The organism is Pedobacter polaris (assembly GCF_005116505.1).
Taxonomy (GTDB): domain Bacteria; phylum Bacteroidota; class Bacteroidia; order Sphingobacteriales; family Sphingobacteriaceae; genus Pedobacter; species Pedobacter polaris.
In genome coordinates this window covers 374,897-391,116 of sequence record NZ_SWBR01000004.1, presented here as the reverse complement: position 1 = coordinate 391,116, position 16,220 = coordinate 374,897, and the positions used below count along the sequence as shown (strand labels likewise).

The 16,220-nt window shown below is 33.9% G+C and carries 14 protein-coding genes; 5 read left to right on the top strand and 9 right to left on the bottom strand.

Annotated features, from left to right (window positions below):
* Positions 1 to 15 precede the first annotated feature (15 nt).
* Together FA048_RS16385 and proS are read right to left on the bottom strand one after the other, a co-directional pair.
* Positions 16 to 711 carry a hypothetical protein gene (locus FA048_RS16385; protein WP_136843107.1) on the bottom strand — a complete coding sequence of 232 codons (696 nt, stop codon included), beginning with the start codon at positions 709 to 711 and terminating at the stop codon, positions 16 to 18.
* A 92-nt stretch (positions 712 to 803) separates the two neighbouring features.
* A complete protein-coding gene (gene proS / locus FA048_RS16380) occupies positions 804 to 2,276 on the bottom strand; it encodes a proline--tRNA ligase (protein ID WP_136843105.1) in 1,473 nt (490 codons plus the stop codon).
* A 105-nt stretch (positions 2,277 to 2,381) separates the two neighbouring features.
* Here proS and FA048_RS16375 point away from each other — a divergent pair, with 105 nt between their 5' ends.
* Both FA048_RS16375 and FA048_RS16370 read left to right on the top strand, forming a co-directional pair.
* A complete protein-coding gene (locus tag FA048_RS16375) occupies positions 2,382 to 3,290 on the top strand; it encodes a hypothetical protein (protein ID WP_136843103.1) in 909 nt (302 codons plus the stop codon).
* Positions 3,291 to 3,310: 20 nt separating this feature from the next.
* A complete protein-coding gene (locus tag FA048_RS16370; RefSeq protein ID WP_136843101.1) occupies positions 3,311 to 4,822 on the top strand; it encodes an OmpP1/FadL family transporter in 1,512 nt (503 codons plus the stop codon).
* Between the two features lie 54 nt (positions 4,823 to 4,876).
* Here FA048_RS16370 and FA048_RS16365 read toward each other — a convergent pair whose 3' ends face one another.
* Both FA048_RS16365 and FA048_RS16360 read right to left on the bottom strand, forming a co-directional pair.
* Complete coding sequence (locus FA048_RS16365; RefSeq protein ID WP_136843099.1) at positions 4,877 to 6,712, bottom strand: UbiD family decarboxylase; 1,836 nt, start codon at positions 6,710 to 6,712, stop codon at positions 4,877 to 4,879.
* A gap of 100 nt (positions 6,713 to 6,812) precedes the next feature.
* Entirely contained in the window at positions 6,813 to 7,292 is a 480-nt protein-coding gene (locus FA048_RS16360; protein ID WP_136843097.1) for a Dps family protein, read from the bottom strand.
* 172 nt (positions 7,293 to 7,464) lie between these two features.
* Here FA048_RS16360 and FA048_RS16355 point away from each other — a divergent pair, with 172 nt between their 5' ends.
* Both FA048_RS16355 and FA048_RS16350 read left to right on the top strand, forming a co-directional pair.
* Positions 7,465 to 8,799 carry a LysM peptidoglycan-binding domain-containing protein gene (locus tag FA048_RS16355; protein WP_136843095.1) on the top strand — a complete coding sequence of 445 codons (1,335 nt, stop codon included), beginning with the start codon at positions 7,465 to 7,467 and terminating at the stop codon, positions 8,797 to 8,799.
* Entirely contained in the window at positions 8,786 to 9,424 is a 639-nt protein-coding gene (locus FA048_RS16350; RefSeq protein ID WP_136843093.1) for a uridine kinase family protein, read from the top strand. The genes FA048_RS16355 and FA048_RS16350 overlap by 14 nt, the downstream gene beginning before the upstream one ends.
* A 135-nt stretch (positions 9,425 to 9,559) precedes the next feature.
* Here FA048_RS16350 and FA048_RS16345 read toward each other — a convergent pair whose 3' ends face one another.
* The 5 genes from FA048_RS16345 to FA048_RS16325 form a co-directional block, all read right to left on the bottom strand.
* Complete coding sequence (locus FA048_RS16345) at positions 9,560 to 10,219, bottom strand: 3-oxoacid CoA-transferase subunit B (RefSeq protein WP_136843091.1); 660 nt, start codon at positions 10,217 to 10,219, stop codon at positions 9,560 to 9,562.
* A gap of 126 nt (positions 10,220 to 10,345) precedes the next feature.
* Positions 10,346 to 11,050, bottom strand: a complete 705-nt coding sequence (locus FA048_RS16340) for a CoA transferase subunit A (RefSeq protein ID WP_136843089.1) — start codon at positions 11,048 to 11,050, stop codon at positions 10,346 to 10,348.
* Positions 11,051 to 11,205: 155 nt separating this feature from the next.
* Entirely contained in the window at positions 11,206 to 12,291 is a 1,086-nt protein-coding gene (locus FA048_RS16335; RefSeq protein WP_136843088.1) for a PQQ-dependent sugar dehydrogenase, read from the bottom strand.
* Positions 12,292 to 12,334: 43 nt separating this feature from the next.
* Entirely contained in the window at positions 12,335 to 14,704 is a 2,370-nt protein-coding gene (locus FA048_RS16330) for an endonuclease MutS2 (RefSeq protein ID WP_136843086.1), read from the bottom strand.
* Between the two features lie 4 nt (positions 14,705 to 14,708).
* The gene (locus FA048_RS16325; RefSeq protein ID WP_136843084.1) at positions 14,709 to 15,302 is read right to left on the bottom strand and encodes a DUF4296 domain-containing protein; all 594 of its coding nucleotides are present in this window, start codon (positions 15,300 to 15,302) and stop codon (positions 14,709 to 14,711) included.
* A 72-nt stretch (positions 15,303 to 15,374) separates the two neighbouring features.
* On the opposite strand from FA048_RS16325, the gene FA048_RS16320 reads away from it, so the two are divergent.
* Positions 15,375 to 16,070, top strand: a complete 696-nt coding sequence (locus FA048_RS16320) for a YggS family pyridoxal phosphate-dependent enzyme (protein ID WP_136843082.1) — start codon at positions 15,375 to 15,377, stop codon at positions 16,068 to 16,070.
* Positions 16,071 to 16,220 lie beyond the last annotated feature (150 nt).

Here is a 16,220-nt window from a genome sequence, read left to right as displayed (position 1 = left end):
CATGCCGGCTTGATACTATATATTATTATTTTGCTGTATTTCTGAACTAAATAAATAACCTAAACGTTTACCCGTTGGATGACCACTAGCTGCTGATATTAACGATTGTTTTTGATGTAATGTTACATCTTTTATTTGGGCATACGGTGGAAGAATCAAATCATTACTTAAACAAAACAGAATTGACTTTTCTAAAATATCAGTTATCTTTTCTTCTGTGATGATGTTTTCTTCAAAGTTCTCATATAAAAACCCCAAAGTTCCATCACCTTCTACCATAAAGTGATTCTCTTTATTTACTAAAATTCTTGCTATTAAAGAACCCTCATCTGCAAGACGATTGTACTTTATCGAATCGGCTAAGAAGTTGTGGATATAGATTGCACCGCAATAGCTTAAACTTACATCGGTTTTAACATAGCTAGTTTGAAAAATAGAATGCCCTTCATCAAAATTGAACACATTGCTATGCATAGATAACATCAGCATATCACCAGAAAACTTCAACTGAGCTTCAAACTGGTTGTTCTCCTTATAAATAACCTCCACAGAAGGATCTTTTGCAGTATAATCTTGATGCAATTTCGAAGCTATTTTAGAAAGTATAACTTTTGACAGGCTAAATACTTCAGCTGTGCTGCGATAAATAGCCTGCTTTAAGGAAGCTTTGCTTTCTAATTTGTTCAATATTTCTTTATAGTTATCTTCCATTTCGTATGACGTATTAAATATTGCGTAGTGAGAAATTCGAGCTATTAAATTAGTTCTACATCTCTATATGCAATACGCATATCTCAATTCTATTAATAGGCTCTCGCGAACAATACCCTTTGAGTTGATGGTTTTCCTGTTTTTATGCAAACACCATCTTCTTGTTTATTGTTAAGAGGAATACATCTAATCGTTGCCTTTGTTTCTTCTTTAATCTGTTTTTCTGTTTCAGCAGTACCATCCCAATGGGCAGAAATAAAGCCAGTTTTATCATCTAACAATGCTTTAAATTCTTCGTAAGAGTTAGCTTCGGTAATATGTTCTTCTCTAAATTGATATGCTTTATTATAGATATTCTCTTGTATCTCATTTAATAAATTTGCAATATAAATATCTAGTCCTTCTTGTGGAACAGTGAATTTTTCTCTAGTATCTCTCCTTGCCAATTCTACTGTTTTATTTTCCATATCTCTGCCACCAATAGCCAATCGAATCGGAACCCCTTTTAATTCATATTCTGCAAATTTAAACCCTGGACGCTGGCTATCTCTACTGTCATATTTTACAGAGATACCCATTGCCTTTAATTTCAACATTAATACATCAACAAAAGTTGAGATTTTAGCAAGATCTTCCTCTCCCTTATATATTGGAACAATTACCACTTGGATTGGAGCTAATTTTGGAGGTAATACCAAACCTGCATCATCACTATGTGCCATAATTAAAGCACCTATTAAGCGGGTAGATACACCCCAAGATGTAGCCCAAACATGCTCTAGTTTTCCTTCTTTACTGGTAAATTTTACATCAAATGCTTTTGCAAAATTCTGTCCTAAAAAGTGAGATGTTCCTGCTTGCAAAGCTTTTCCATCTTGCATTAAAGCTTCAATACAATAAGTGTCTAACGCACCTGCGAAACGCTCTGTTGGTGTTTTTTTTCCTTTAACAACTGGAACAGCCATGAAATTTTCTGCAAAATCTGCATAAACATCTAACATTCTTTCTGTTTCTTCAACTGCTTCTTGAGAGGTTGCATGGGCGGTATGGCCTTCTTGCCATAAAAATTCAGTAGTACGCAAAAACAAGCGTGTTCTCATTTCCCAACGAACTACATTTGCCCATTGATTGATTAATAAAGGTAAATCTCTATAAGATTCTATCCAACCTCTGTAGGTATTCCAAATAATGGTTTCTGATGTTGGACGTACGATCAATTCTTCTTCCAGTTTTGCAGTTTCATCAACCACAATATTTCCATTACCGTCATTTTTTAAACGATAATGTGTAACAACTGCGCATTCAGTTGCAAAGCCCTCAACGTGAGCTGCTTCCTTAGAAAAATAAGACTTAGGAATAAACAAGGGGAAGTAAGCATTACTATGACCAGTTTCTTTAAATTTATGATCTAAAACTGCCTGCATTTTCTCCCAAATTGAGTAGCCGTATGGCTTAATTACCATACAACCTTTTACAGAAGAATGCTCTGCAAGATCTGCCTTTATAACAATATCGTTATACCATTGAGAATAATCGTCATTTTTACTCGTAATACCTTTGCTCATAACTATTTGGAACGTTTTTTGTGTTAAATTTCTTGTAAAGTTGTTTACAAAGCTATAAATTTATAGCTACAATTTAATTTAGCACACAAACAAAACACACATAAAATGAAACCTAACCAATTATTAACCGGAATGCTGGTGGTAACAGCCTTGATTGTTACCTCCTGCTCAACTCCTAAATTAGCACAAAACAGTGCAATTCAGGATGATGTGTACAACACAACTGCACAAGCTAAAGAATACAAGCCTGCAACACCTGTTCAAAACACACAAACCACAGATGATTCAAATTCTGACTACTATGGGAAAACAGATCCTAGATACGACATGGATTATTATTCTCGCATAGATAGATTTTATTATGGCAATCAGTGGAGAGGCTATTATGATCCTTACTACAATTATTATGGTTATAATTCATATTATGGCTTAGGTTATAATAATTGGGGTTACTATCCTTATACTAATTGGGGCTTTTTAGGCTATAACTATTATGGCTTAGGATATCCTTACAATTGGGGTTATTATTCATATAATCCATATGGTGGTGGTTACTATGGCGGAGGTTATTATGGAGGTGGCGGCTATTATGCTGGCAGAAACACATATAATCCAAACTACGGTTCAAGACCTGACAGAGGTGGCGAAAATGGATTTAACAGAGGTGGAAGATCAAATTATGGTGCTGGATCAGCGTTAGGAACACCTTCTAGATCGAACACTTATGGTTCACCTAATAATGGTAGTGTAAGCAGAAGTAGAGCAGAAAGCTATAATCCTTCAAATGGAAGCTCTTCTCGTCCAACAGGTACAAGTAACGATAGGCCGACACGATCAACTACAACAGAATCTAGACCAACTAGAAGTGAAGCTCCTTCTAGACCAGCTCCAACGTATAGCCCACCTCCTCAACAAAGCTCTCCACCTCCTTCAAGTGGCGGTAGTAGAGGCGAAAGCTCTGGTGGCAGTAGCGGAGGCGGCGGTGGTGGCCGACCAACAAGAGGTGGTAGATAATCTAAATTAACACAACACACATGAAAAAAATTATATTAATGTTTGTGGTAGCTATAGTAGCTACCACAAGCAATACTTACGCTCAATATGCGAGCGATGCATTACGTTTTTCTCAAACTAATTATGGTAGCACTTCTCGTTTTAAAGCTATGGGAAATGCACAAATTGGTGTTGGAGGAGACATGAGCTCATTGGGTGGAAATCCTGCTGGTTTAGGTTTATTTACTAAATCTGAATTTAGCTTAACCCCAGAATTTAATCAAGGTAGCATGGATGCAACTTATTTAAACCAAAATACAAATACAAACAAAAGTCAACTTAACATCAATCAATTAGGTGCAGTTTTTTATGCCCCTATGTATAAACAAAAAGGACAAGACACTAAAAAAGGATTGATAAGTGCAGTTTTTGGTATTGGTTATAGTAGAAATAACGACTACAATACGGAGATTAATTATGGTGGAAATAATAATAAAAACTCCATTGCTGATTATTTTGCTGAAATAGCTGGCTCAACTTTGCCTAGTAATTTAGCAGAAGGAAGTTTAGAAAGAATGGCTTATGATAATTATTTGATAAGTTATGACAATGTAGCTGGCAATTATTTTCCTGAAACATTTGCTGATGCAACCCAAAGTAATGCACAGCGAAAAAATGAAGTTAAATCTGGATCAGTATCTGAGTTTAATTTTTCTGCAGCTGCAAACATTTCAAACCAAATTTATATTGGCGCAAGTCTTGGTTTAGTTGATTTAAGATATACAACTGATGCACAATATGAAGAAGCTGGTAAAGCTAGGGAATATGACGGCACTGGCGCTTTAACTGGTGCAAACATCAACTATAAACTATTATTTAACCAAAGTCAAATCACTAAAGGATCAGGTGTAAACGGTAGAATTGGAGTAATAGTGCGTGCAGCAGAGGGGCTTAGGTTGGGCGCAACCTTACAAACACCTACTTGGTTCGTTATTGATGACAGTTATACTGAGGGGCTTGATAACCGCGGAACAATAAGAGGAACTACTAATACCGAAACTTATGATTTTACTTATAACTTAAGAACTCCTTTAAAAGGATCTTTAGGTGCAAGTTATGTAATAGGTAGTCAAGCTATTATTTCTGCAGATGTTGATTTTATAGACTATGCAAGCACAAGACTTTCTTCTAATTCTGGCAATGGAGATAATGATTTGTTTAGAAGAAATAATGCTGACATTAGAAATAATTACAAAAGTGCAGTTAACTATAGAGTTGGTGGTGAGTATAAAATTAACAACTTAAGTTTAAGAGCAGGTTACGGCTTAAATGGAAGTCCTTATAAAACTGATGAAGATGGTTTCTTTGACACTAAAATGTACAGTGGTGGCTTGGGATACAGAGTAAATAACTACTATGTAGATTTAGCATATCAAAGAGTTGAAACAAATAATACTTTTAGCCCTTACAATTTAAGTACTGGTACTGAACCAACTGCGGATGTTAAAAACACAAGAAACAATGTATTCTTAACCTTAGGACTAAGATTTTAATAGTACTATTATATTAATAAAAAAAACCATTTGGACACCCAAATGGTTTTTTTATTAGATAATTCCAAATAAGGAACCTCCCTTTTCGGCAAATCTATTTATTCTCTTCTCAGTTTCTGGATCTTTAATTAATTCTGGTGCATGATGTGGTTTTTTACGAGCATCGATAATTAATGGACCATTGCAACCCCAATGTTTATTAATGGTAAAGTCATCAACTCCATCAATATCTACTGCAGGATTGCTTCTTGTAAAAGTAACCCACACTAAATTATTAATTGTTGCTGCAGTAAATTCAGCATCATCACAAACAATAATCATTGGTAGATTAGAAAGGTCTGTATTTTTTAAATTTTCTTTTAACCTGTCTATATCATTTTTAGCCAATTTATAATCTGTATAAGGGTTCGCTTGTATAGCTAAAACACCCGGAATTGCTATGGCAAATTTTCCAAATCCTTCTGGTAAACTAAAATCACTCGGAAGGTTTCTCATCAAGTCTCTCCTCTTCTCTCCTGCAGCTGCAAATACAATTTTAGAACCTGCATTTAAACCCTCACCAGAGTAATCTAAAGTATCAATTGTAGTATTAGTATAAAAATGCAAGTCTTTTGTTAGGTCAATTCTTTCCAGCATGTGCTGAAGAAAATCTTTAATATTATTTGTGCTTAGCGCTTCATTATCTTCTCTGGCAGAGATAAATAAATATTTAGCAAGACTAAGTTGGTTTTTACCTAAAATATGATTGGCAATGGTTAATATTTCTTGAGGTTTTCTATCTTTTAAATAAGGTGTATACCGCTCACTACCAATTGCGAACAAAAGCGGATGAACTCCAGCAGCATCTACAGCATTTACTTCTTTTAAACCCGGTATCTCTTGTGGGATTGCCGATCCAGTAATTTCATGAATCAAGGCTCCAAAGCTAGTATCCTCCTGTGGAGGTCTGCCTACCACTGTGAAAGACCATATTGCATCTTTTTTATGATACACATTATGCACTTTCATTAAAGGAAATGGATGTGTAAGGCTATAATAGCCTAAATGGTCTCCAAAAGGGCCTTCTGGTTTATTTTCGTGTGGATAAACAGTTCCTGTAATTACAAAATCAGCATCAGCTGAAATGCAAAAACCTTCGTCATCGTAAAAATATCTAAATCGTCTGTTTCCTAAAGCGCCCGCAAAAGTAAGTTCAGATAATCCTTCAGGTAATGGCATAACCGCAGCTAGGGGATGTGATGGTGGTCCACCTACAAATATGCTCACTTTTAAAGGCTCTCCTTTAGCGTTAGCCTTAGTTTGATGCACACCTATACCTCTATGAATTTGATAGTGCAATCCGATTTCCTTATCAGTTGCATAATCGTTGCCAGCTAATTGAATTCGGTACATTCCTAAATTACCATTCATCACACCTGGTTTATCAATATCTTCTGTAAAAACCTGTGGCATTGTAATAAAAGGACCACCATCCATGGGCCAATTTACAATTTGAGGTAAGCTGCTAATGGACGTCTTTTGAAAATTACTTTTAAATAAAGATTGTTTCAAAGGCAAAGCCGATAATGCAGTTAATGCTGAACCAGTATATTTAAATGGATTTTTTAAAGCTTTAATTGGATCAGAACGTAAAGAAACGAGTTGTTCAACTTTGTCCAAGCTATCCCGAAACATAAATTTAGACCGTTCTAGTGTTCCAAATAAGTTAGAAACTGCCGGAAACTTACTTCCTTTTACGTTTTCAAATAATAATGCGGGACCTCCGTTCTCATAAACCCTCAAATGGATAGCTGCCATTTCTAAGTAAGGATCTACTTCTTCTTTAATTCGGATTAAATGACCATTTCTTTCTAGGTCTGCAACACATTCGGCTAAATTTTTGTAACCCATCTTCAAAGATAAATATTTAGTATGCTCTAAAACAAAAAAGCCATAGATTAACAGATTTTTATATCAATCTGCTAATCTACGGCCAATTAAAATTTATCTTTTATTTTTTGCCAGCAAAAGAGCGTAACATCCAAGTTGTTTTTTCTTTAAATTGCATAAAGCGGTTTACCATATCATTTGTACCGTCATCGCCTGCAGAATCAGATGCATCTAATAAATCTCGTTCAATCTGGATCAATTTTGCCATATCTTCTAAAACTTCATCAACCATTTTCAAATCTTGCATTCCAATGGTATCAACTTCTTTAATTGTAGATTCTTTAATATAATCTGCAAAGCGACTATGAGGTGGTTTCCCTAAAGTTAAAACGCGTTCGGCTATTTCGTCAATTGTTAATTGTGCATTTGTATATAATTCTTCGAACTTCACATGAAGGGTGAAAAAGTTTTGGCCTTTAATATTCCAGTGGCAACCTCTTAATTTCTGATAATGAATATGGTAATTTGCTAAATAATCATTTAACATATCAACTACTGGTTTTACTTTTTTCTCGCTTAAGCTTATTTCTTTTGCGTCCATGGTATTTAATTTTGATGGTTTCTAATTTCTAATACAACAAATAGTTGTAGCGAATAGTTTACCAAAAATGGAAAATTCGTACAATAGATGTGTCATATTAACGTTTTATAATCGCGGTTAACCTAAAAATTTATTTTCGTATAATTGTCGTTCCAAATATTTCAAGAATTTAATGCATAAAATATATACACTATTATTGGCGGGTCTTTTAGCAAACATTTCTGTGGTTTATGCCAGCAACACAATTGATTCAATTGGAGTTGAGAATAATAAAGGCAAAAAATTGATCATTCATAAAGTTGAAGCGAAAGAAACATATTACTCTATAGCGAAAAAATATAGGGTAGGTTATAAAGATGTAATGACTTTTAATGAAAGTAAATTACTTCAGGTTGGAATTGTTATAAAAGTTCCAACAGAGATTTCCTTTACTGCTATTTCTTCACCTGCACCAACAAATTCTGCCGCTGTTATCGATTATACAATTAAAGCAAAGGATAACCTAAATATGCTTGCTGAAAGATATGGAACTACAGTTGATGAAATTAAAAGGGTAAATGGACTTAGATCTATCAACTTACAGATTGGTCAGGTTTTAAAAATTCCTACAAATGAAAATGTTGCCATTCCAATAGCTGAAGCTAAAACCCCTCCTTCTGAAAAAATTGTTATTGACAATAAAACAACCACAAACGAAGCTATAGCAAATGTTGAGCATACCATTAAGGCTAAAGAGAATTTAAATTTAATAGCAGAAAAGTATGGTACAACTGTAGAGGAGATTAAAAGGATAAACGGTCTTTCTTCTAATAATTTAAGAATCGGGCAGGTATTAAAAATATCTTCTACAAATCCAGTTTCTTTAGGTACAGCTCCTGAAAATGTTGTTGTATTACCAAGTGTAAAACCCAGCCTTAAAGCTAATAAAGAACAACCAGTCCAAACGAACGTAAATAATAGTGGAGGGTTTGAACATACCGTAATTGTGGGTGAGACAATTTATTCCATTGCAAAAAAATACGGCTTAACTACTTATCAGCTTAAAACAGCAAACAATTTAAGTGCAAATGAAGTTGTTACTGGTCAAAAGTTAATTATAAAAGATGCAAAAACCTTGGAGGGCACAGATGCTGGTACAGAAGATGATAGTCCAACAACCAATCCAAATACTATAAAAGATCCTAATTTAAAATATCCAGCAAGCAAATACGGCATTACCCAGGTAGAAGAAAAAGGAACTGCCATTTGGATTGCAGATCAAGATTTAGATCCAAATAAAATGTTGGTTTTACACCGTAGTGCTCCGGTTGGAACAATCATCAAAGTGACTAATCCTATGACCAACCGTTCTGCCTTTGCAAAGGTTGTTGGTAAATTTACAGAGAATGAATCGACAAAAGATGTTATCATTGTAATGACAAAAGCAGTAGCAGATGCTGTTGGTGCTTTAGACAAACGATTTTTTTGTAATATAAATTACGGCGCTCAAGAGAATGAACAACAATAAACCTCTAATAATCGGGATTGCGGGAGGAAGCGGATCTGGTAAAACTTTTTTCTTAAATAGCTTTTTACATCATTTTAAAAATGATGAGGTAACACTTTTATCTCAAGATGATTATTACATCCCAGCGGGTGAAATGACACAAGAAGAAAACAAACTTTACAACTTTGATTTACCTTCTACTATTGATGATGAACAATTTCTAATTGACATTAAAAAGCTAATTAAAGGTGATGTTGTTTACAAAAAGGAATACAATTTCAATAATCCACTTGCTGTAGTTAAAATTTTAGAAATTAATCCTGCCCCTATTTTAATAGTTGAGGGGCTATTTATTTTACATTTTCAAAAGATTTCTGAACTATTAAGTTTGCGAATTTTTATTGAAGCAGATGAAGATGTTGCGCTACAACGTCGTATTAAAAGAGATGGCATGGAAAGAGGTTATCCTGAAGATGACGTACTTTATAAATGGGAAAATCATGTTGTACCAGCTTACAAAGAATTTCTATTGCCTTATAGAGATGATTGCAACAAAATTATAATCAACAATAATGACACTCCAGACGATATCATTAGAATTACAGAAGAAATTTCTGACGAGCTGAAGACGAAATATTGTAAGTAAGAGTTTTCCGTCATTTCGACAGAGCGCAGCGACGAGAAATCTGTTCACAAAGAACCACTGACCAAATTCATTGCTCCAGTAAGTTAGAGATTCCTCACTGCGTGAAAAACTCCGTATCGAAATGACGTATTTCTCTTAATCCAGAATCATTTCGGGCACATTATCATCAGCATAAAGTTTTCCTAAAGTAGCTTGTCTGATAAAATCAACACTAACACCTGGTGCCCGTTCCAATAATTTAAACCCACCTTCAGGCAAAATATCTAGCACTGCTAGTTCAGTAACTATTTTTTTAATGCATTTTACACCAGTTAAAGGCAAAGTACAATTGGGTAATAATTTGCTTTCTCCAGCTTTATTTATATGTTGCATTGCCACGATTATATTTTTAGCAGAGGCTACCAAATCCATTGCCCCACCCATCCCTTTAACCATCTTACCAGGGATTTTCCAATTCGCAATATCTCCATTTTCTGAAACTTCCATAGCTCCTAAAATTGTTAAATCAATCTTTTGGGCTCTAATCATTCCAAAACTCATAGCAGAATCGAAAATAGACGATCCCGGTAATGTGGTAATTGTTTGCTTGCCCGCATTAATTAAATCTGGATCTTCTTCACCTTCAAATGGAAATGGCCCCATGCCTAATAACCCATTTTCAGATTGCAAAACAACATTTATTCCTGTTGGGATATAATTTGCAACTAAGGTTGGAATGCCAATACCCAAGTTAACATAATAACCGTCTTTTATTTCTTTTGCTATACGTTTAGCAATTCCGTTTTTGTCAAGCATATTCTCTTTTTTAACCACAGAGGCACAAAGGGCACAAAGTGAGTTTTGAAAATTATTTTAGGAGATAATTAAATTTCAAATAAATCAATGATTGTCATCCTGAGCGTAGTCGAAGGATTTTACAAATTAATCAATCCTCTTCCTCACCGTTCGTTGTTCAATTCTTTTCTCGTAATCTTTACCTTGAAAAATTCGATGTACATAAACTCCGGGTGTGTGAATATGGTCTGGATCAAGTTGGCCCGCTTCTACCAGTTCTTCAACTTCTGCAATGGTAGTTTTTCCTGCCATTGCCATAACAGGATTAAAATTCCTACTTGTAGAACGAAATATTAAATTTCCAGCAGTATCACCTTTCCATGCCTTAACAAGGGCAAAATCTGCATCAAAAGCATATTCCATCAAGTAATCTTTGCCATTAAAATTTCTAACTTCTTTGCCTTCTGCTACTTCAGTACCTACACCAGCAGGTGTAAAAATTGCAGGCATGCCATATCCAGCAGCTAAACATCTTGTAGCTAAAGTACCTTGTGGAATGAGCTCAACTTCAAGCTCTCCACTTAACAATTGGCGTTCAAATTCGGCATTTTCACCAACATAAGATGAAATCATTTTTTTAACTTGTCTAGTTTGCAGCATCAATCCAATACCAAAATCATCAACCCCAGCATTATTAGCAATACAGGTTAAATTTTTAACTCCCTTTTTTACGAGTGCAGCGATACAATTTTCGGGAATTCCGCATAGTCCAAATCCTCCAAGCATTAATGTGCTTCCATCATTAATATCTTTAATTGCTTCATCTGCTCCGGCTACAACTTTATTAATCATTCTATACTGTTTTCGGTCTAAATTAGAAAGATATTAATGGCTATGCAAATAGATAAGATGATATTTTTGATGTAAATACTACACTAAGTAGAATGAAAAAGCAGCTTAATTTTTAAATCAAGCTGCTTTTGCTTTGAAATAGCTTTTCAATAAATTTATTTTGCTATCTCTATAATTTTATCATTACTGCCATTGCTCGTACAGATATATAGTTTTCCTTCAGGAGATTGGCATACTGCTCTCAATCTTCCAAATTCATTAACATAAAAATTCTTTGTTGATTCTATTTTAGTCTGACTCTCATTTAATTTCAATTGCATTAGTTTCGAATCTTTTAAGAGTGCTAATAAAAGTGAGTTTTTAAATTGAGGAATATAATTTGAATTGTAATAAGTAAGTCCACTTGGAGCTATTGTTGGCGTCCAGGCAATCAAAGGTTCAACAACATTATTGATGGTACAAAATGCTTGTTCAGCAGTTTCATTACAAAAGCCTTTGATGTTTGGCCAACCATAATTTCTTCCTTTTTCAATGATATTAATTTCATCATCAGAATCTGGACCATGTTCTGAAGAAAATAATTTACTTCCAACGAATACTAAACCTTGCGCATTGCGATGACCATAAGACCATAATGGGTTATTTGGATAGGGATTATCTGCTGGAATAGTTCCATCGAGGTTTAATCTTAAAATTTTGCCCGAAAGAGAATTTACATTTTGTGGAGTAGTTGTATCCGCAGCATCACCTGTAGAAATATATATTTTATTAGAATTAATGACCAACCTCGAACCATTATGAATTGATGCTGCCGGAATTTGATCGATTAGTATTTGGGGATTAATTAATGAACCATTATTATAGCTATACCTTACCACCTTAGCTTTATAACTCGTTCCATAATCATAAACAACATACACAAATGGACTATTTCCAAAATCAGGATGTAATACCATACCGAGTAATCCACCTTCACCATTTACCCTAACATCGCCTATAGTTAGCAATAGTGTAGTCTGACCATTTTCTGGATTAATTCTGCTAATTTTTCCAGCTTTTTCAGTAACCCAAATAAAATTGTCAGGACCATAAATAATCTCCCATGGGTTTGAAAGATTTGAAACCACAACTCTAGATTTCAATACTACATCCGAAAGATCATCTGTATCTTTTTTATCAGAATTCTTTTTGCAACTTGCGAAAAACAACACAAGAATAATGCAACTTAAAAATGCTTTCATAACTGTAACGTTTTAATAATAACAACGTTACTTATAGATAGTTTTAACTTAAATAAACATAAGTGATCCCATCTCCACCTCTATCTGCGTGTTCATCTTCTACCCTCTTTACTTCTCTATATTTTTTTAAATATTCTCTAATTAACTTTCTTAAAATACCATCACCCTTACCATGAATTAGTTTAATTGAGGGGAAACCTAACATTATGGCTTTATCCAAGTAATTTTCTACTTCTTGCAATGCATTTTCACCTCGCATGCCTCTTAAGTCTAATTCAGGTTTGAAATTTGTAATAGCTTCAGATATCCGACCAGAAAATGAATTGCTCTGCACCACTTTTTTAGCTTGGCGATTGCTAATTTTCTGAACTCTATTTCGTTTTACAACAGAACGTAAATCACCAAGTGCTAAAACCAAGTTATCTCTATTAATTTCTAAAACCTGTCCGCTGGTTTCTGTATTTACCAACTGAACCCAATCGCCCACAATAATTGTAGAATCATCAAATTTTACAATAGGTTTTTTTTCTTCCTTAACCTCATTTTTAGCTAAGCTCTTCTGCAAATTCTGCCTTAATTCTTTGGTTACAACTTTATCAGCTTGCTTTTCTTTAATCTCGGCAATAGTATTTTCAACAAGCTTGTTGGCATCTCTAATGATGTTTTGGGCTTCAAGTTTAGCTTCTTTAATGAGTACTTTTTTATTCTCTTCAAGAAATAATTTTAGCTTTTCATTCTCAGCAACCAAATTTTTAACCTTATTCTGCTGGTTAAACAAATTAATTTTAGTTTCGTGAATTTGTCGTTTTTCCTTTTCCAGATCTACCAGCAAACTATCAATACTATTTTGATTTGTACCTGTTTTTTGCCTTGCCAAGTTTAAAACTTCTTTCTGTAAACCTATATTCTGAGCAATTTCAAAAGCATATGAACTTCCGGGCTTACCTAAATCTAACACATATAATGGTTTCATTTTGCTATTATCAAATAGCATAGATGCATTTTCTAAACCACTTGTGTTACCAGCAAAAAGCTTTAAATTAGAATAATGTGTAGTAATCACGCCTCTAACTTTCTTATTATTTAACACCTCTAAAACAGCTTCGGCCATAGGTCCACCAAATTGTGGGTCAGTTCCTGTACCAAACTCATCTATTAAAACCAAAGTCTTTGGTGATGCATGTTCTACAAAATACTTCATTTTGGTTAAGTGTGCACTATAGGTACTTAAATCAGATTCTATTGACTGATCATCACCAATGTCTGCAAATATCTGGTCAAATATCCCCATTTCACTTGCTTCGTCTACCGGAACTAAGAGCCCTGTTTGCAACATCATTTGTAATAAACCAACTGTTTTCATACAAACCGATTTACCACCAGCATTGGGACCAGAAACCAAAACAATCCTTAAATTCTCATTGATATGAATATTTAAAGGGACAACCGTTTTCTTTTCTGTTGCAAAAGACAACAACAATAATGGGTGCTTTGCATTGATTAATTTTGTTTTTGCGTCTTTAAGCAAAACTGGCATATTAGCCTGAATATCAATTGCGAACAATGCTTTTGCTCTTACAAAGTCTAACTTAGTTAAAAACCCATGGTAAGACAACAATAAAGGAGTATAAGGCCTTAATTCTGTTGTTAAAGCAATTAATATCTTTATAATTTCTCTTCTTCTATCAAATTCTAAATCACGGAGTTTATTATTTAAGGTAAAAACTTCCTCAGGTTCAAGATAAACAGTTTGACCACTTGCAGATTCATCATGAATAAAACCTTTTAACTTTCTTTTATTCTCTGCCAAAATTGGAATACACATTCTTCCATCACGAATGGTTAAACTACCATCTGCAACCCAGTTTTTACCAACTGCCATTTTGTAAATAGAATCCATTCTTTTCCTAACCTCTTGCTCACCTTTAGCAATTGCTGAAGTTATTTCTTGCAGCTCTGCAGATGCATTGGGTTTCATCTTACCTTTTGGATCTAAAACTTTTTCTATTTTTTTAAGAATGTCTTTTTCTATTGGTAAATGCTCAAACAGGGCTTCTAAATTTGGATAGATTTCTTTCCGCTCATCGAAAAAACGAAGTACTGAAAATACAGTTTGCAAAGAGGCATAAATTTGAGAGAGTTCATCTTCCATCAAATATGTACCCTCTACCCTAATTTTATCTGCCAGTACTTTTATATCAAAAAATGTACTGATTTGTAAAGGTTCTTGATTTTCTAAAATACTTTTAAACTCACTTGTTTGACGAAGAAACTTATTGATCTGGTCATACTTGGTCATTACTTGCATTTTACTAACCAATGCTTGCCCCATTGTACTTAAACAATGTTGATGAACCATTTGCCGCACCTCATTAAAGCCTAATCTTTCTTGGCAATTTTCTGGATATAACATCTTATTACTGTGCTTTAGGTACTTGAACTGGTTCTGTTATGGTTACAGGCTGCCCAATTTGCGTATTTGGGTTTGTAAGACTTGGTTGAGCTTTAGGAATTCCATTTAATTCTAAAGATTGTGAATTAGTTAGAGTTGAAAACACATTATTTTTTAATGCTCTAGAATTATAATTGAGATTTAAATTGTGATCTAAAAATATATCATCACCAGAAACTTTTGCAAAAATTCCTTTAAAATAAATACTTTCTGGCGGATCACTTACGATAAGTGTATTCTCTTCTTTTAATTTAGAAAGTTTAACTGTTATACTATCATACATCTTCTTCATTAAATCTGGATGTTTATAGTAATAATTCATGCTCTGGCTATAAAGTGCAGAATCAATCTCAAATTTTTTATAAACTCCCTTATAGTATGCCGAAGCTACCTTTTTTGAGGTATCAAGACTTGGTAATCCAGATATGTAACCATCCACAATATGTATATCAAGCAACACTTGCTCCATTTTATCTGGCTGTATAAGCTCTTTAGGAATGCCCGGTTTACAAGCATAAAATGATACACAAACTATGATGAGAAAAAAAAATCTTTTCATTATTTATAAAACCTTTCTTATTTCTTAGCCAAATTGCGCTAAGGTTGTTAATTTTACCAAAAATACTGATAAATGAGCATTGCAGATAACTTATTAAAATATAAAAATGAATTAGACTTAGCTGGCGTAAAGTTAGTAGCTGTTTCTAAAAACCATCCGGCAGATGCCGCATTAGAAGCGTACAATGCAGGGCAACGTATTTTTGGCGAAAATTTAGTGCAAGAAATGGTAGAAAAACAGGAGCAATTACCAAAAGATATAGAATGGCACTTAATAGGACATTTACAAAGCAATAAAGTAAAATACATTGCTCCTTTTATAAAATTAATTGAATCTGTTGATAGTCTTAAATTGTTAAAAGAGATTAATAAACAAGCCATTAAAAACAACAGAGTGATAGATTGTTTATTACAAATTTACATCGCTGATGAAGACACTAAATTTGGTTTGGCATTTGATGAAGCAATCGAGCTTTTGAGATCTGAAGAATTTGCAACATTTAAAAATGTTAGAATTTTAGGTCTTATGGGAATTGCAACTAATACTGCACTCGAAGGGCAGACAAAAGCAGAATTTCAAGAATTAAAAGTTTTATTTGATGGAATTAAATTAAGTTTCTTTAGAAAAGAAGATAGTTTTAAAGAAATATCTATGGGAATGTCTTCTGATTACAAATTAGCAATTGCAGAAGGTAGCACGATGGTTAGAATTGGAAGTAATATTTTCGGAAAAAGAGTAATTAAACACTGGAAAACTGAGAAAGAGTAAAGAACAAGTACGCTTAATTTCGTAAGCTAAGTGTATTATTTCTTAAATGTTTGTCATTCCGACTTTGAAGGAATCTATTTAACAGGTTTAAATAATTAGATTTCGCTTCGCTCTGAACGACAAAATACTCATAATGACAAATTTTAAATT